The organism is Azospirillum sp. ST 5-10, assembly GCF_051225715.1.
Lineage (GTDB): Bacteria > Pseudomonadota > Alphaproteobacteria > Azospirillales > Azospirillaceae > Azospirillum.
The window spans coordinates 1-15,928 of sequence record NZ_JBPJSP010000011.1; the positions used below are offsets into that span (position 1 = coordinate 1).

14 protein-coding genes are annotated in these 15,928 nt (G+C 72.6%); 9 read left to right on the plus strand and 5 right to left on the minus strand.

Going from position 1 to position 15,928, the window contains the following annotated elements; genetic code table 11:
* The 3 genes from ACSBPG_RS14185 to nagA form a co-directional block, all read left to right on the plus strand.
* A partial coding sequence (locus ACSBPG_RS14185; protein WP_435537828.1) for a glucose PTS transporter subunit EIIB occupies window positions 1–987 on the plus strand: 987 nt, incomplete at its 5' end.
* Between the two features lie 153 nt (window positions 988–1,140).
* Window positions 1,141–2,187, plus strand: coding sequence for an SIS domain-containing protein (locus ACSBPG_RS14190; RefSeq protein WP_435537829.1), 1,047 nt, complete (start codon window positions 1,141–1,143; stop codon window positions 2,185–2,187).
* Window positions 2,187–3,374 carry an N-acetylglucosamine-6-phosphate deacetylase gene (gene nagA / locus ACSBPG_RS14195; RefSeq protein WP_435537830.1) on the plus strand — a complete coding sequence of 396 codons (1,188 nt, stop codon included), beginning with the start codon at window positions 2,187–2,189 and terminating at the stop codon, window positions 3,372–3,374. The genes ACSBPG_RS14190 and nagA overlap by 1 nt, the downstream gene beginning before the upstream one ends.
* Here nagA and ACSBPG_RS14200 read toward each other — a convergent pair.
* On the minus strand, window positions 3,355–4,023 hold the full coding sequence (locus tag ACSBPG_RS14200) for an HAD family hydrolase (protein ID WP_435537831.1): 669 nt from the start codon (window positions 4,021–4,023) through the stop codon (window positions 3,355–3,357). The two genes, nagA and ACSBPG_RS14200, sit on opposite strands and share 20 nt — an antisense overlap.
* A 55-nt stretch (window positions 4,024–4,078) precedes the next feature.
* Window positions 4,079–4,834 (minus strand): GntR family transcriptional regulator, encoded by a 756-nt coding sequence (locus ACSBPG_RS14205; protein ID WP_435537832.1) that lies wholly within the window; start codon window positions 4,832–4,834, stop codon window positions 4,079–4,081.
* A gap of 196 nt (window positions 4,835–5,030) precedes the next feature.
* Here ACSBPG_RS14205 and ACSBPG_RS14210 point away from each other — a divergent pair, with 196 nt between their 5' ends.
* The 3 genes from ACSBPG_RS14210 to ACSBPG_RS14220 all read left to right on the plus strand — a co-directional run bounded on the left by ACSBPG_RS14210 (window position 5,031) and on the right by ACSBPG_RS14220 (window position 7,705).
* Entirely contained in the window at window positions 5,031–5,990 is a 960-nt protein-coding gene (locus ACSBPG_RS14210) for an N-acetylmuramic acid 6-phosphate etherase (RefSeq protein WP_435537833.1), read from the plus strand.
* A 14-nt stretch (window positions 5,991–6,004) separates the two neighbouring features.
* Window positions 6,005–7,447: an N-acetylglucosamine-specific PTS transporter subunit IIBC gene (nagE, locus tag ACSBPG_RS14215; RefSeq protein ID WP_435537834.1), complete on the plus strand. Its 1,443-nt coding sequence runs from the start codon at window positions 6,005–6,007 to the stop codon at window positions 7,445–7,447.
* Window positions 7,448–7,540: 93 nt separating this feature from the next.
* On the plus strand, window positions 7,541–7,705 hold the full coding sequence (locus ACSBPG_RS14220) for a hypothetical protein (protein ID WP_435537835.1): 165 nt from the start codon (window positions 7,541–7,543) through the stop codon (window positions 7,703–7,705).
* Between the two features lie 96 nt (window positions 7,706–7,801).
* Here ACSBPG_RS14220 and ACSBPG_RS14225 read toward each other — a convergent pair whose 3' ends face one another.
* Window positions 7,802–10,234 carry an EAL domain-containing protein gene (locus ACSBPG_RS14225; RefSeq protein WP_435537836.1) on the minus strand — a complete coding sequence of 811 codons (2,433 nt, stop codon included), beginning with the start codon at window positions 10,232–10,234 and terminating at the stop codon, window positions 7,802–7,804.
* 302 nt (window positions 10,235–10,536) lie between these two features.
* On the opposite strand from ACSBPG_RS14225, the gene ACSBPG_RS14230 reads away from it, so the two are divergent.
* Window positions 10,537–12,063, plus strand: coding sequence for an FAD-dependent oxidoreductase (locus ACSBPG_RS14230; protein ID WP_435537837.1), 1,527 nt, complete (start codon window positions 10,537–10,539; stop codon window positions 12,061–12,063).
* Window positions 12,064–12,068: 5 nt separating this feature from the next.
* On the opposite strand, the gene ACSBPG_RS14235 is transcribed toward ACSBPG_RS14230, so the two are convergent.
* Window positions 12,069–12,959, minus strand: coding sequence for an AEC family transporter (locus tag ACSBPG_RS14235; RefSeq protein ID WP_435537838.1), 891 nt, complete (start codon window positions 12,957–12,959; stop codon window positions 12,069–12,071).
* Window positions 12,960–13,139: 180 nt separating this feature from the next.
* On the opposite strand from ACSBPG_RS14235, the gene ACSBPG_RS14240 reads away from it, so the two are divergent.
* Both ACSBPG_RS14240 and ACSBPG_RS14245 read left to right on the plus strand, forming a co-directional pair.
* Window positions 13,140–13,307, plus strand: a complete 168-nt coding sequence (locus ACSBPG_RS14240; protein ID WP_435537839.1) for a YdcH family protein — start codon at window positions 13,140–13,142, stop codon at window positions 13,305–13,307.
* 241 nt (window positions 13,308–13,548) lie between these two features.
* Window positions 13,549–13,758, plus strand: a complete 210-nt coding sequence (locus ACSBPG_RS14245; protein WP_435537840.1) for a hypothetical protein — start codon at window positions 13,549–13,551, stop codon at window positions 13,756–13,758.
* Window positions 13,759–13,854: 96 nt separating this feature from the next.
* Here ACSBPG_RS14245 and ACSBPG_RS14250 read toward each other — a convergent pair whose 3' ends face one another.
* Window positions 13,855–15,861, minus strand: coding sequence for a YgiQ family radical SAM protein (locus ACSBPG_RS14250; protein WP_435537841.1), 2,007 nt, complete (start codon window positions 15,859–15,861; stop codon window positions 13,855–13,857).
* Window positions 15,862–15,928: the final 67 nt, after the last annotated feature.

Below are 15,928 nucleotides of genomic sequence, written 5' to 3' on the forward strand. Positions count from 1 at the left end.
GCGGCGGCCATCGCCATCTGGCACGAGGCCCGGCCCGACCAGCGGGTCAAGGTCGGCGGCATGATGATCTCCGCGGCCCTCGCCTCGTTCCTCACCGGCATCACCGAGCCGATCGAGTTCTCCTTCCTGTTCCTTGCCCCGTTGCTCTACCTGATCCACGCCGGGTTGGCCGCCACCACCCAGTTCCTGGCCAACACGCTCGGCATGCACATGGGCTTCACCTTCTCCCAGGGCGGCATCGACTTCGTGCTGTTCAATGCCCTGAGCCCCTATTCGCAGCGCTGGTGGCTGGTGCTGATCCTCGGCCCGCTCTACGCCGCCATCTACTACGCCGTCTTCCGTTACACCATCCGGGCGCTCGACCTGAAAACGCCGGGCCGGGAGCCTGCGGCGGCGGGCGCCGGGGTCGAGGCCGCCAGCGGCACCGGACGGGCCCGCGACCTCGTGCTTGCCTTCGGCGGGCAGAGCAACATCGCCAGCCTCGACGCCTGCATCACCCGCCTGCGCGTGGTGGTGCGCGACCCTGCCCGCGTCGACGAGGCGGCGCTGCGCGCCATGGGCGCGTCCGGCGTCCTGCGGGTGGGCGACAGCGTGCAGGCGGTGTTCGGCACCCTGTCGGAGAACCTGAAGACGGACATGCAGGAGTACCTGCGCTCCGGAGCCGCGGCCACCGCCGATGCGGCACCGGCGCCGAAACCTGAGGCCGCCGCGCCGCCGGCGACGGCCGCCGCCCTGCCGCTGGACCGTGCCTCCCGCCTCGGCGAGGCCCTCGGTGGCCCGGGCAACATCAAGGACATCGCGGCCTTCGCGACGACCCGCCTGAGGGTCGAGCTGGCCGACGCCGGCAAGCTCGACCGCGCGGCGCTGAAGCGGGCCGGGGTCCGTGCCGTGATGGAGCTGGGGGCGAACGGCATCGATCTGATCGTCGGCAACGACGCGGCCGGCCTCGCCGACGCCCTCGGCGGGCGGCGGCGGGCGGCGGAATAGATCGCGGCGGCGCGGGTCCCGATTGGTATTATACTGGTTCCATGACGATCCGCCGCCGGACATGTCGCGGCGCCCCGCACGCCGACAGTGCTGGCGCCGCGACCCGTGAGGTCTTATATTGGTATTTCCATGCACGCCGTCGCGAGGATCGCCATGACCGAGCCGCAGCCCTCCCGGAGCCGCCCCCTGATGGTGCGCGAGGCCGCCGAGGCGCCCGATGTGGTGGCCCGGCAGGCGGAGCGCTGGGGAGCCGCCTTCGCGGATCTCGGCGCGCGCCTGCGCCGGCGGCCGCCGCGCTTCGTGGTGACCTGCGCGCGGGGCAGTTCCGATCACGCCTCGGCCTACGGGAAATACCTGATCGAGACGCGCCTGGGCCGGGCGGTCGCCTCCATCGGCCCGTCCGTCGCCTCGGTCTATGGCGGGCACCTCAGCCTGGAGGGCGCGCTGTTCGTCGCCGTGTCGCAGTCGGGGGGCAGCCCGGACCTGCTGCGGCTGGTGGAGGCGGCGAAGGCCGGCGGGGCGCTCGTCGTCGGCTTCGTGAACGCCGAGGACTCGCCGCTGGCGACCCTGTGCGACCATTGCCTGCCGTTGTCCGCGGGACCGGAGCGGAGCGTCGCGGCGACCAAGTCCTGCATCGCCTCGCTCGCCGCCTTCCTGCAACTCGTCGCCCACTGGCAGGACGACGCGGGACTGAAGGCGACGTTGGCGGCCCTCCCCGAGACCCTGGCGGCGGCCCGCGCGCTCGACTGGCGGCCGGCGCTGCTGCCCCTGGCGACGGCGCGGAGCCTCTACGTGCTGGGCCGCGGCGTCGGCTTCGGCGCGGCGCTGGAGATGGCTCTCAAGTTCAAGGAGACCTGCCGCCTGCACGCCGAGGCCTTCAGCGCCGCCGAGGTGGTGCACGGGCCGCTCGCCCTGGTCGGGCCCGGCTTCCCCGTGCTGGCGCTGACCCAGGCCGACGCGGCCGAGCCGCACACCCGCGCCGTGGTGGAGCGGATCTTCGGGCTCGGCGCCGCGGTGGTGACGACCGAAACCGGGCTGCCCGGCACGGCCACCCTGCCGATGCCGCCCGGCCTGGCGCCGGAGGCCGCCCCGCTCGCCGCCCTGCAGAGCTTCTACGGCGCGGTCGGCGACCTGGCGCTCGCCCGCGGCCTCGACCCGGACGCCCCGCCGCACCTCCTCAAAGTGACGAAGACCATCTGATGCGACAGCTCCTGACCGGCGCCCGGGTGTTCACGGGCGACACCATCCTGGAAGGCCGCGCCGTGCTCGTCGCCGACGGCCGCGTCGTCGACATCCTGGCCGAGGGGCGCACCGCACCCGCCGTGGAGCGGACGGTGCGGCTGTCCGCCGGGGACCTGCTGGCACCCGGCTTCCTCGACGTCCAGGTGAACGGCGGCGGCGGCGTGCTGTTCAACGAGCGGCCGGACGCCGAGGCGGTCCTGGCGATCGCCGCGGCGCACCGGCGGTTCGGCACCACGGGCCTGCTGCCGACCGTCATCACCGACACGCCCGACTGCCACCGCGCCGCCGCCGAGGCGGCGGCGGCGGCGGTGGCACGGCCCGGCGGCGGCGTGCTGGGCATCCATTTCGAGGGCCCCTTCATCAGCCCGCAGCGGGTCGGCGCCCACGACCCGCGGTTCGTGCGCGCGCCGGACGAGGCGGACCTCGCCTTCCTGTGCGCCCTGCCGGCGCGCCTGCCCGGCGGGCGGGTGCTGCTGACCCTGGCACCGGAATGCGTCGACGATGCCGCCATGACCCGGCTGATGGCGGCCGGCGTGGTGCTCTCCGTCGGCCACACCGTGGCGAGCGCGGAACGGGTCGTCGAGGCGCTGGACCTCGGCGTGCGCGGCGTCACCCACCTGTTCAACGCGATGCCCGAGATCGTCAACCGCCGGCCCGGACCCGCCGGTGCGGCGCTGGGCGACGGGCGGCCGTGGTGCGGTCTGATCGCCGACGGCCACCACGTCCATCCGCTGATGATGCGCGCCGCCGTGGCCGCGCGGCCGCGCGGCCGGACGATGCTGGTCACCGACGCCATGCCGCCGACCGGCACCGACGCCACACGGTTCGAGCTGAACGGGCGGACCATCTATCGCCGCGACGGCCGCCTCGTGCTCGCCGACGGCACGCTGGCCGGCGCCGACCTGGACATGGCGGCGGCGGTGCGCAACGCCGGCACCCTGATCGGCCTGCCGCTGGAGGAGTGCCTGCGCATGGCCTCCCTCTACCCCGCCGAGTTCCTCGGGATGGCCGGGGAGCGCGGGCGGATCGCGCCGGGCTGGCGGGCCGATCTGGTGCTGCTGCGGCCGGACCTGACGGTGCGCGGCACCTGGGTGGCGGGCGGGTGGCGCGCCGCCGACGAGCCGGTCAGCCCGCCCGCGCCGTGATCTCCAGCCCGTCGCCGTCCACCCGCAGGCGGACGGCCCGGAGATCGGGCAGGCAGAGGTCGGCCGCCAGCTCGTCCGGGCGCAGGGTGGTGGCCACGGCGATGACCCAGGCGCCCGCGGCGTGGCCGGCCTCCAGCCCCGGCGGAGCGTCCTCGAACACCAAGGTGTCGCGCGGTAAGACGCCGAGGCGGGCGGCGGCCGTCCGGTAGCCCTCGGGGTCGGGCTTGCCGTGGCGGACGTCGTCACCGCCGATCAGCGTGTCGGGCAGCGGCAGCCCGGCCTGGCGGATGCGCGCCTGCGCCATGGCGCGGGGCGCCGAGGTGACGACGGCCCAGCGGTGGCGCGGCAGCGCCCGTACCAGATCGGCCGCGCCGGGGACGGCGAACACCCCTTCGGTGTCGTTGGTGTAGCGATCCTCCAGCAACCGCACCTCCTCCTCGATGTCGAGACCGTGAGGGGCGAAGCGGCGGACCGTTTCGATCGTCCGGCGGCCGTGCGCGACGGCGAGGATGGCGTCGGGGTCCAATCCGTGGTGGGCGGCCCAGCCGCGCCAGGCGCGCTCGACGGGGCCCGTGGTGTCGACCAGGGTGCCGTCCATGTCGAACAGGATCGCCTGGACGCGGAAGGGAATCTCAAGGGCAGGCTTCATGACGCACTCTCACAAGGGGATGCGGTGGGGGCGGCCGGGGTGGGAGGGGGACGGCTCACACGAGGGAGAGCTCCACCACGAAGTCGTAGGCGTCGCCCCGGTAATGCGAACGCACGAACTCGAGCGGCAGCCCGTCCTCCAGGAAGGTCCGCCGCTCGATGTAGAGGGCCGGAGCGCCGTCCGGCACGTCCAGCAGGGCGGCCTGGTCGGCCGGCAGCCGGATCGCCGACAGCCGCTGCAGCGCCCGGAAGGGCGGGTGCCCGCGCCGGCGCAGGGTGTCGTACAGCGAGCCCTGCACCAGATCGGGGTCCGGCAGGAAGCGGGTGGGCAGGGCGCTGAGCTCGATGGCGAGGGGCGTGCCGTCGGCCAGCCGCAGCCGGTGCAGACGGGCCACCTCCGCTCCCGGCCGCAGGCCGAGCGCCATCGCCTCCTCCGGCGTGGCGGCGGCGACCGACCGGCCGAGCCAACGCGATCCCGGGTTCAGCCCACGGGCGCCGATGTCCTCGGTGAAGCTGGTCAGCGCGGACAGCCGCTGCTCGACGTGCGGGCTGCGGTTGACGAAGGTGCCGGCACCCTGACGCTGCCGCAGCAGCCCCTCGGCGATCAGCTCGCGCAGGGCCTTGCGCACCGTGACGCGGGAAACGCCGAACGTCTCGGCCAGTTCGCGTTCCCCGGGCAAGGCGTCGCGGTCGGCGAGCCGTCCGCGGACGATGAGATCCCGCAGATGCCGCGCGAGCTGGAGATAGAGCGGCAGGGGCAGCGCATCCGACAGCGCCGTCGGGTCGAACGGGGCCGCGGCGGCGGTGGACATCGGCAACCACTCCCAGGGCGAGACGGACCCTATGATACCACTAGGAGGCCAATGTTCAACCGCCGCCGCGGGCCGTTCTCCCGCAGACAAGACTCTCCAGATTGCGGTTGCATGCGACCTGGTTTTTGCTATGCTGCGCGGACAGTCCAATTTAATACCACTGGCGTGGTGTGCGGGAACGGCGCGGGGACGGGCCATGGCGGGCGGTACGGAGGATGTGGCGCACCGGTTCCGCGGGCTGGATCGCTGGCCGGCGGGCGACCTGCTGACGGCGCTGTGGGAAGGACAGACCCGCGCGCTCGCCGCCTGCCTGCCGGCGCTGCCGGCCCTGGCCGCCGCGACCGACGCGGCGGCGGCGCGGCTGGCGACCGGCCGCGGCCGGCTGGTCTATGCCGGCGCCGGTTCGTCGGCGATGGTGGCGGCGCTCGACGCACTCGATCTCGGCCCGACCTTCGACTGGCCGGCGGACCGGCTGGTCCTGCTGGTCGCCGGCGGGCTCGACCTGTCGCGCGGGCTGGCCGGCGCGGCGGAGGACGACGAGGGGGCCGGCCGGGCCGATCTGGCCGCCGCCGCGGTCGGCCCGGACGACGTGGTCGCCGGCCTGTCGGCCAGCGGCACCAGTGCCTACACCGTGGGGGCCGTGCGCGCGGCGCGGGACCGCGGGGCGCTGACCCTGGGCGTCGCCAGCACCGCCGGCTCGCCGCTGCTGGCGGCGGCCGAGCACGCGATCCTGGTCGCCACCGGGCCGGAAGTGATCGCCGGCTCCACCCGGCTCGGCGCCGGCACCGCGCAGAAGGTGGTGCTGAACCTCTTCTCCACCGGCGTCATGACCGCGCTGGGCAGCGTCTACGACAACCTGATGATCAACGTCCGGCCCGAGAACGCCAAGCTCCGCCACCGCTGCGCCGCCATGGTCGCGCGCATCGCCGGCGTCGACCGGGCGGCGGCGGAAGCGGCGCTCGGGCGGCACGGGGACGTGCGCCGCGCCGTGCTGGGCCTGGCCGGGCTCGACGGTCCGGCGATCGACCGGCTGCTGGCCGAGACCGGCGGCAATCTGCGGCGCGCCATGGAACGGGCGTCCGCCGCCGACACGCCGGCCCGCGCCGTGGACGCCGACACCCCGAAGCCGAACAACCTGAAGCCGACCAACCTGTAGAAGGAGCCGTCCGCATGTCCACCGATCGTTTCTCGGGCGTCCAGCGGTTGGGGCGGGCGCTGATGCTGCCGATCGCGGTGCTCCCCATCGCCGGCCTGCTGCTTCGGCTCGGCCAGCCGGATCTCCTGGACCTCCCCTTCATCGCCGCGGCCGGCGACGCCATCTTCTCGCACCTCGGCCTGCTGTTCGCCATCGGCATCGCCGTCGGCTTCGCGCGGGAGAACCACGGCGCCGCCGGGCTCGCCGGGGCGGTGGGCTACTTCGTGGCGATCCAGGGCGCGGTGGTGCTGAGCGGCGTGGCGCCCGACCTCGTCGCCAAGACGTCGAGCCGCATGAGCATCCCGGTCGGCATCCTGATCGGCATCATCGCCGGCCAGCTCTACAACCGCTACAAGGACATCAAGCTGCCGGACTATCTCGCCTTCTTCGGCGGCCGGCGCTTCGTCCCCATCGTGACCGGCCTGGCGGCGCTCGGCCTCGCCGTCCTGTTCGGCTACGGCTGGCCCGTCGTCGACGCCGGCCTGACCGGGCTGACCACCGGCGTGCTGGGACTGGGGGAACTCGGCCTGTTCCTCTACGGGGTGCTCAACCGGGTGCTGATCATCACCGGGCTGCACCACATCATCAACAACATCGCCTGGTTCCTGCTGGGCGACTACCAGGGCGTCACCGGCGATCTCAACCGCTTCTTCAAGGGCGATCCGACGGCCGGCACCTTCATGGCGGGGTTCTTCCCGGTGATGATGTTCGGCCTGCCGGCGGCCTGCCTCGCCATGTACCACACCGCCAGGCCGGAGAACCGGGCGGCGGTGGGCGGCGTGCTCCTGTCGATGGCGCTGACCGCCTTCCTGACCGGCGTGACCGAGCCGGTCGAGTTCGCCTTCATGTTCCTTGCCCCGGTCCTCTACGCCGTCCACGCGGTGCTCACCGGCGTGTCGATGGTGCTGATGGACGTGCTCAACGTGAAGCTCGGGTTCGGCTTCTCGGCGGGGCTGTTCGACTACGTTCTGAACTACGGCAAGGCAACCAACCCGATCCTGCTGCTGCCGGTCGGCGCCGTCTATTTCGTCGTCTATTACGCCCTGTTCCGCTTCGTCATCCAGCGCTTCGACCTGAAGACGCTGGGCCGCGACGACGTCGCGCTGCCGGCCGGCCAGGCGGTCGCCGCCGCCGGCACCCCGTCTCCCACCACGGCCGCGGACGGCCGTGCCGCCGCCTACCTGGCGGCGCTGGGCGGGGCGGCGAACCTGCGCGCCGTCGAAGCCTGCACGACCCGCCTGCGCCTCGACGTCGTCGACAGCGCCCGGGTGGACGAGGTGGCGCTGAAACGGCTCGGCGCGCGCGGCGTGGTCAGGCCCTCGGCCAATTCGGTGCAGGTCGTCGTCGGCCCCATCGCCGACCAGCTCGCCGGGGAGATCCAGGACAGCATGCGCGCCTCGACCGGCATCCCGGCCTGACCCGTCCGCACGGCATACGCCCCAAGGCGCGTTGACGCCGTTCGCCCGAGTCGGGCACCCTGGACGCATCGTTCGTTGCGGCTGGAGACACCCATGCGAAAGTTGATTGCCGTCGCGTTCGCCGTGTCGGCGCTCGCCGCCGGGCCCGCCTTGGCCTGCGAGTGGTCGAAACAATCGGTCCAGGTGCCGCAGACCAGCACCGACACGGCGCAATTGCCCCAGACCCCGATGCCGAGCACGGCCAAACCGGCCGGCTGACCCCGCCCGTCTGCTTCCATCCTGGTCCGGGCCGCTCCATCGGGGCGGCCCGCTTTCTTTGCGCGCCAAGCCGGAGGCGCCGTGCGGCGCAGGACGCTACTCCGCGGCGCGGCACGCCTCTGTCTTGCCGGGCAGCGGCCGCGTGGCGGCGGCGAGGAAACGGTCCAGATCCCGGATCGGCGCCGGGCGGCCGATCAGGAAGCCTTGGACCTGGTCGCACGCCTCGTGCTTCAGCAGCTGGAACTGCGCGCAGGTTTCGACGCCCTCGGCGGTGACGGTGATGCCCAGGCTGCGCGCCAGGGTGATGATCGATCGGACGATCGAGCGGGACTGCCGGTTGTCCTCCATGCCGCTGACGAAGGAGCGGTCGATCTTCAGCTTGTCGAACGCGAACTTCTGCAGGTAGCTCAGGCTGGAATAGCCGGTGCCGAAATCGTCCAGCGCGATGCGGACGCCGGCGGCCTTGAGGACGCTCAGCACCTCCACCACCCGCTCGGTGTCGTCGATCAGCACGCCCTCGGTGATCTCGATTTCGAGACGGTGGGGCGGCAGCCCCGCCTCGTCCAGGATCGACAGGATCAGGGACGCCACGTCGGACAGCCGGAACTGGACCGGTGACAGGTTGACGGCGACGTGCACCGTGTCGGGCCACGCCGCGGCATCCCGGCACGCCGACCGCAGGACCCACTCGCCGAGCGCCATGATCAGGCCGGTCTCCTCGGCCAGCGGGATGAACTCGGCCGGCGAGATCAGGCCGCGCTCGGGATGGTGCCAGCGCACCAGCGCCTCGAAGCCGAGGACCGAATGCGTGTCGCAGGCCAGCAGCGGCTGGTAGTGCACGTGCAAGGCATCCGCGGCCAGCGCACGGCGGAGGTCGTGCTCGAGCCGGCGGCGGGACTGCAGGTGCTCGTCCATCGCCGCCTCGAAGAACCGGAAGGTGCCGCGCCCGTCGGACTTGGCCCGGTACAGGGCGGTGTCGGCGTTGAGCAGGAGCTGTTCCACGCCGTTGCCGTCCTGCGGGAACAGGGCGATGCCGACGCTGGCGCCGATCACCATCTGCTGGCCGGCGAGGTCGAAGGGAACGGCGAACGCCTTGACCAGGCGTTCGGCCAGCGCCATGGCTTCTCCGGGCTGGGCGATCCGGTCCTGCAGGATCACGAACTCGTCGCCGCTCAGCCGCGCCGCCGTGTCGTGGCGGCGGAGGTTGCCGGTCAGCCGTTGCGCGACCTGCTCCAGCAGGAGGTCGCCCGCTTGGTGCCCCAGCAGGTCGTTGACCGACTTGAAGCGGTCCAGGTCGACGTAGAGGAGGGCGACCATATGGCCGTCGCGGCTCGCGTTGGCGAGCGCCACGGTCGTGCGGTCGTGGAACAGCACGCGGTTCGGCAGCCCGGTCAGCACGTCGTGGTTGGCCATGTGACGGATGCGCTCTTCGGCCTGCCGGCGCTCGCGGATGTCGCGGATCGCAACGACCCGGGCGGGGACCCCGTCGTGCGTGATCATCTGCCCCTGGACTTCGACGGCGATCGGCGTGCCGTCGGCGTGCAGCAGGTCGATCTCGGCCGTGTCGAAGGTCGGCCGCGCGATGCGGCTCCGCACGTCGTTGCGATGCGCCGCCGCGACGAAGTCGAGCACGCAGCGATCGACAAGGCGCTGCGGCGGATGGCCGAGGATCGCGGCGATCGCCCGGTTGGCGTCGAGAATCAGCCCGTCGCGGTGGATGACGATGCCCTCGGACGTCGCGTCGGCGAGCTGACGGAACCGCTCCTCGCTGGCGCGAAGCCGCGCGGCCTCCCGCGCCGTCCGATCGGCCAGCCGCTGGTCGACGATGGAGCCGACGAGGCTGAGCGCCATGATCAGCGTGGCGGTCGCGGCGACCGCCACGGCCAGCCATTCGGACGCCAGAATCCGGCCGGACGCCGCCAGCAGGGGATCGGGCACGAGCGCGGCGGCCGTCATGCCGGTGAAGTGCAGGCCGCAGATGGCGGCCGCCAGCAGCGCGGATGCGGCGGCCCGGCGGCGGATCGACGGACGCCTCAGCGCCACCGCCATGGCGGCCGCGCCGAGCGGCACCCCGATCAGCAGCGACGCCGCGACGTACCGCCCGTCGTAGACCAGATCGGCCGGCGCCCGGAGCGCGGCCATCCCGGTGTAGTGCATGGCGCCGACCGCGGCGCCGACGATCGCGCCGCCGGCCGCCGCCGCGTACCGACGCCGGCCGATGCCGACGGCGATGCCGACGCCCGACCCGACCACGGCGACGACGATCGACAGGCCCGTCAGCACCAGGTCGTAACCGATCGGCAGGCTCGACCGGAAGGACAGCATGGCGATGAAGTGGGTCGCCCAAACGCCGCCGCCCGTGGCCGTGGCGCCGGCCGCCAGCCAGCCGTACCGCGCCCGCCCCGACGTCGCGGCGGCGCGCGCGACCAGGTTCAGCGAGACCCACGCGCCGAACCCGCACACCGCCCCCGCCAGCAGAACCAGCCACGGGTGATGTTGTTGCGTGATGCAGGCAAGAACCTGGAACATCCATCGACCATGCCATTTCGGGGCGGGCTGCATGACCCGGGAACGCCCCCTATAATACGGGTGCGTTAAATTTCTGTATTCCGAATTCGCACAGCGGTCCACCACCCCGCGATTACATCGCCTGGAGCGGGTCGGTTCAGCCGGAGGCCGCCCGGGCAACGAAGAAGAAACCTCCCTTTATTTATGGAATAGACCGCGGGCCGGCCGATGCCGTCGCCCCACGCCGCCCACGGCGGTCCGGAACGCCTTCCCCGCACCGATGTTGCTGGGGGATCGGGCCAACGCGCGGGAGAGGACGGGTCATGCAGGGTTCCGGAGCCACCACGTCGGTGTGGATGGACGTCGCCGCTCCCGAAGCGGCCGGTGCGCCGGGCGGAGAGCGCGCCGACGTCGTCGTCATCGGCGCCGGGATCGCCGGCGTCACCGCCGCCTACCTGCTGCAGCGCTCGGGCAGGCGGGTGCTGCTGCTGGACGACGGCCGGCCGGGCGGCGGCGAGACGGAACGCACCACCGCCCATCTCTCCGACGCCATCGACGACCGCTACACCGAGATCGAGCGGATGCATGGCGCCGACGGCGCCCGGCTGGCCGCCGAGAGCCACGGCACCGCCATCGACACCATCGAGCGGCTGGCCCGCGAGGAGGGGATCGATTGCGACTTCGTCCGCCTCGATGGGTACCTCATGCTCACCCCCGACGGCGACCCGCGGACGCTGGAGGCGGAGCGCGATGCCGCCCGGCGGGCCGGCCTGCACGGGGTCGAGCTGGTCGACCGGCCGCCGCCCGCGGTGGCCCATCCCGGCCCGTGCCTGCGCTTCCCCCGCCAGGGCCGCTTCCATCCGCTGAAGTACCTGGCCGGGCTGCTGCGCGCCTTCCAGGTGCGCGGCGGCCGGCTGGCCACCGGCGTCCACGTCGCCGGCCTGGACGAGGACGACGGCGGCGTGACCGTCCGCCTCGCGGCCGGCGGCACGGTGGCGGCGGACGCCGCGGTGGTGGCGACCAACAGCCCGGTCAGCGACCGCTTCACCATCCACACCAAGCAGGCGCCCTACCGCACCTACGCCATCGCCGCCCGGGTCGAGCGGGGCGCGGTGCCCGACGCCCTCTACTGGGACACGCTCGACGTCTACCATTACGTCCGGCTGCAGCCGGAGGGCGACCACGACCTGCTGATCGTCGGCGGCGAGGACCACAAGACCGGCGAGGCCGACGACATGGAGAGCCGCTGGGCCGCCCTGGAGGCATGGACGCGCGTCCATTTCCCCATGGCCGGCGCGGTCGAGCGCCGCTGGTCCGGCCAGGTGATGGAGCCGTTCGACGGGCTCGCCTTCATCGGCCGCGACCCCGCCTGGAAGGGCCGGGTCTTCGTCGTCACCGGCGACAGCGGCATGGGCATGACCCACGGCACCCTGGCCGGGCTGCTGCTCTGCGAGCTCATCCACGGCTGCGACCATCCGTGGGCCGGGCTCTACGACCCGGGGCGCCAGATGACCCGCTCGCTGCGCGGCTTCCTGGAGGAGAACCTGGACGTCGCCCGCCAGTTCCTGCGCCACCTCGAGCCGGGCGAGGTCGCGGACGAGGCCGCCATCGCCCCCGGCGAGGGGGCGGTGATGCGCCGCGACGGCCGCCCTCTCGCCGTCTACCGCGACCCCCGGGGCGGGCTTCACCGCCTGTCGGCGGTGTGCACCCACCTGCAATGCATCGTCCGCTGGAACCCGGCGGAGAAGAGTTGGGACTGCCCCTGCCACGGCTCGCGCTTCGCCACCGACGGCGCCGTCCTCAACGGGCCGGCCGCGGCGCCGCTGGCCAGCGCCGAAGGCGGCGGCTGAGCGGCCTACATCAGGACCGCCAGCAGCAGCGGCAGGGTGACGAAGGTGAGGGCGGTGGAGCCGACGACCATGCCGGCCACCTCCTCCGGCGCGTTGCCGAACTTCTGCGCCCAGAGATAGTTGAAGACGGCGACCGGCATGGCGCTCTCGATCACGACGACCCCGAGCATCGCCCCCTCCAGCCCCATCGCGCAGGCCACCGCCACGCCGACGGCGACCCCCAGCCCCAGGCGCAGCACCGACAGCGCCAGCACCCGGCCCGTGCCGCCCCCCCGCAGCCGGGCGAGCGCCACCCCCAGGGACACCAGCATCAGCGGCACCGCGGCGTTGCCCAGCAGGGTGGTGGCGTTGGCGAGCCACGACGGCACCGCCACCTCGAACCCGCGCATCGCCAGGGCCGCGGCGACCACGTAGAGCAGCGGGATGCGCAGCACCTGCTTCAGGTCGCCGCGCCCGGCGGCGATGGCCGGGCCGACCACGAACTGCGTCACCGACAGCACGGTGAAATAGACGATGGCGTAGCCGAGCCCGGTCTCGCCGAAGGCGAACAGGCAGACCGGGATGCCCATGTTGCCGCCGTTGGGGAAGATCAGGCCCGGCAGATAGGGGCGCAGCTCCAGGCCCCACAGCCGCAGCACCGCCGCCCCCGCGGCGGCGGTCAGCAGCAGCGTGGCGATCGCCGCCAGCGCCACCGTGGCCAGGTCGTCGCCGCCGAAGGGCACCCGCGTCAACGTGGAGAACACCAGGCAGGGTGTGGCGACGTTGACCACGAAGGCGGTGACGAAGGCGCTGTCGAAGGGCAGATTGCGGCGCAGCCACAGGAAGCCGACGGCGGCGGCGACGAACACCGGCGCCATCACCGCGGCGATTCCGGACAGGGGAGCGAGCGCGTTCACGTCTGGCCTTTGGATTGGTTTCGCAGCCGCAACATAGCGGTAAGCCGGCCGCCGGTCACGTGGTCGCAGTACCTCCATTGGGAACCTGGATTCCGTCGCCAAGACTGGCGAAACCGCCTATGATGACCGCTGGAAGCCAGCCGATACGGCTTCCCTTCCAACCTCAGGAGGATACGCGTCATGAGCATGGAGTCGCACATCGCTGCCTTGCGCCAGCGTCATGCCGAGCTTGACGAGAAGATCCAGCGTGAGGAAGCGCACGTCGCCTTCAACAGCATCGAAGTGCAGCGCATGAAGATGGAGAAGCTGCACCTCAAGGAACAGCTCGAGCGCCTGAGGCATCACTGACCCGGCACGCATCCTCGGCGGGGGCCATGCCGGGACGATGCATCGGCCACGACGGCATCGCCCATGATGCCGATCGCGATGCCCACATTCGGCGTGGCCCGCCGCCTGTTACCGCTCCGACACGCCCGCCGCTTTCGGCGGCCCCCTCCCCGCCTCGCCATCGCCCGTTAACCACGCCTTAATCAAGCGGGACCATGGTGCGCCGCACCACAGCAACCGCATGTCCCGAAGGCGCCACACGATGGCCAGCAAGACCGTCAAGCTCTCCGACAAGGGTTCGTACCGCGAGGTCGACCTCGACACCCTCCCCCGCAGCGTCCGCTCCGCCGTGACCGACATGGTCAAGGGCGCGCCGACCGCCGACGTCGTCATCGACCAGATGGGCGTGCTCTACCGCATCCGCCTGTCGGAGCCGGCGAACAGCTACCTGGACGTCCTGTCCGTCGCCTGACCGGCCGCCCCGTCGCCGAGGTTCGAGGCCCCCCGCCGCTCCGGCCGGGGGGCTTTTGCGTTTCCGGGGGCTCTGCGTTTCAGCGGTCGAGACCGCTCAGGCCCGGGCCCGCCGCGCCGGCTTGCGCCGCCCCGCCCCGGCCTGCTGGGTGAAGAAAGGCTTGCCGCCGTGCGGCCGCCCCGCCCCCTGGGTGGCCGGCACCAGCTGGTGCTCGCCCGGGCCGATCAGGTCGGCGCGCCCCATGCTCTTCAGCGCGTCGCGCAGGACCGGCCAGTTCTCCGGGTCGTGGTAGCGTAGGAACGCCTTGTGCAGGCGGCGCTGGCGCAGCCCCTTGGCGGTCGAGACGGTCTCGCCGCCGACCCGGCGCACCGGGCGCAGCGGGTTGCGCCCGCTGTGGTACATGGCGGTGGCCAGCGCCATCGGCGACGGCAGGAAGGTCTGCACCTGGTCCGCCTTGAACCCGTTGCGCTTCAGCCAGAGCGCCAGGTTCATCATGTCCTCGTCGGTGGTGCCGGGGTGGGCGGCGATGAAGTAGGGGATGAGGTAGAGCTTCTTGCCCGCTTCCCGGGCCGCCTGGTCGAACATCGCCTTGAAGCGGTCGTAGGCGCCGATCCCCGGCTTCATCATCTTCGACAGCGGCCCCGGCTCGGTGTGCTCGGGGGCGATCTTGAGATAGCCGCCGACGTGGTGGGTCACCAGCTCCTTCACGTACTCGGGGCTGCGCACCGCCAAGTCGTAGCGCAGGCCGGACGCGATGGCGATCTTCTTCACCCCCTTGATCGCGCGCGCCTTGCGGTAGAGCTCCACCAGCGGCCCGTGGTCGGTGTTGAGGTTCTTGCAGATGTCGGGAAAGACGCAGGAGGGACGGCGGCAGACCGCCTCGGTCTCCCTGTCCTTGCAGGCCAGCCGCCACATGTTGGCGGTCGGCCCGCCGAGGTCGGAGATGACGCCGGTGAAGCCCTGGGTCCTGTCGCGGATCTGCCCGATCTCGCGCAGGATCGAGCCCTCCGAGCGGCTCTGGATGATGCGCCCCTCGTGCTCGGTGATCGAGCAGAAGGAGCAGCCGCCGAAGCAGCCCCGCATGATGTTGACGGAGAAGCGGATCATCTCCCACGCCGGGATGCGCGCGCCGCCGTAGCGGGGATGCGGCGCCCGCGCGTAGGGCAGCTCGTAGACCGCGTCGAGTTCGGGCGTGGTCAGCGGGATCGGCGGCGGGTTGACCCACAGCTCCTTGTCGCCGTGGCGCTGCACCAGGGTGCGGGCGTTGCCGGGGTTGCTCTCCTGGTGCAGCACCCGCGAGGCGTGGGCGTAGAGCACCGGGTCGTCCTTCACCCGCTCGTAGTCGGGCAGGCGGATCACCGTGTTGGTGCGGGCGCGGCCGGTCGGCGCGGCGTCGTCGACGTCGCTGGAATCGAGCACCGTCCAGCCCTCGGGCACGGCGTCGCGCACCACCGCGGTGCCGCGCAGGTCGTGCATGGTCCGCGGCGCCTCGCCGGCGGCGGCGCGCCGGGCGATCTCGACGATGGCGCGCTCGGCGTTGCCGTAGACCAGGATGTCGGCCTTGGCGTCCAGCAGGACCGAGCGGCGCACCTTGTCCGACCAGTAATCGTACTGGGCGATGCGGCGCAGGCTCGCCTCGATGCCGCCGAGCACGATGGGAACGTCCTTGTAGGCCTCGCGGCAGCGCTGGGAATAGACGATGACGGCGCGGTCCGGCCGCTTGCCGCCCTCGTCGTTGGGGGTGTAGCTGTCGTTGTGCCGCAGCCGGCGGTCGGAGGTGTAGCGGTTGACCATGGAATCCATGTTGCCGCCGGTCACCCCGAAGAACAGGGTCGGCCGGCCCAGCGCCCGGAACGGCTCCGGCCCCTGCCAGTCGGGCTGGGCGATGATGCCGACGCGCAGCCCCTGCGCCTCCAGCAGCCGGCCGATCACCGCCATGCCGAAGCTGGGATGATCGACGTAGGCGTCGCCGGTGACGACGACGACGTCACAGGCGTCCCAGCCCAGACGGTCCATCTCCGCCCGCGTGGTCGGCAGGAACGGCGCCGGCCGCCGGTCGGCCCGGGACGGCGCGGCGGAGAACAGGGCGGGGGCGTCGAGCATGGCGCTCTCCGTTGGGACTGGTGGCTCGTGCGGCTTGGCCGACGGATATAGCGCGCGCGGGCCGGGA

Bases quoted from the DNA above. Each gene is read 5' to 3' on its own strand.
- ACSBPG_RS14190 (WP_435537829.1), top strand. From the start codon at position 1,141: ATGACCGAGCCGCAGCCCTCCCGGAGCCGCCCCCTGATGGTGCGCGAG.
- nagA (WP_435537830.1), top strand. From the start codon at position 2,187: ATGCGACAGCTCCTGACCGGCGCCCGGGTGTTCACGGGCGACACCATC.
- ACSBPG_RS14200 (WP_435537831.1), bottom strand. From the start codon at position 4,023: ATGAAGCCTGCCCTTGAGATTCCCTTCCGCGTCCAGGCGATCCTGTTC.
- ACSBPG_RS14205 (WP_435537832.1), bottom strand. From the start codon at position 4,834: ATGTCCACCGCCGCCGCGGCCCCGTTCGACCCGACGGCGCTGTCGGAT.
- ACSBPG_RS14210 (WP_435537833.1), top strand. From the start codon at position 5,031: ATGGCGGGCGGTACGGAGGATGTGGCGCACCGGTTCCGCGGGCTGGAT.
- nagE (WP_435537834.1), top strand. From the start codon at position 6,005: ATGTCCACCGATCGTTTCTCGGGCGTCCAGCGGTTGGGGCGGGCGCTG.
- ACSBPG_RS14220 (WP_435537835.1), top strand. From the start codon at position 7,541: ATGCGAAAGTTGATTGCCGTCGCGTTCGCCGTGTCGGCGCTCGCCGCC.
- ACSBPG_RS14225 (WP_435537836.1), bottom strand. From the start codon at position 10,234: ATGTTCCAGGTTCTTGCCTGCATCACGCAACAACATCACCCGTGGCTG.
- ACSBPG_RS14230 (WP_435537837.1), top strand. From the start codon at position 10,537: ATGCAGGGTTCCGGAGCCACCACGTCGGTGTGGATGGACGTCGCCGCT.
- ACSBPG_RS14240 (WP_435537839.1), top strand. From the start codon at position 13,140: ATGAGCATGGAGTCGCACATCGCTGCCTTGCGCCAGCGTCATGCCGAG.
- ACSBPG_RS14245 (WP_435537840.1), top strand. From the start codon at position 13,549: ATGGCCAGCAAGACCGTCAAGCTCTCCGACAAGGGTTCGTACCGCGAG.
- ACSBPG_RS14250 (WP_435537841.1), bottom strand. From the start codon at position 15,861: ATGCTCGACGCCCCCGCCCTGTTCTCCGCCGCGCCGTCCCGGGCCGAC.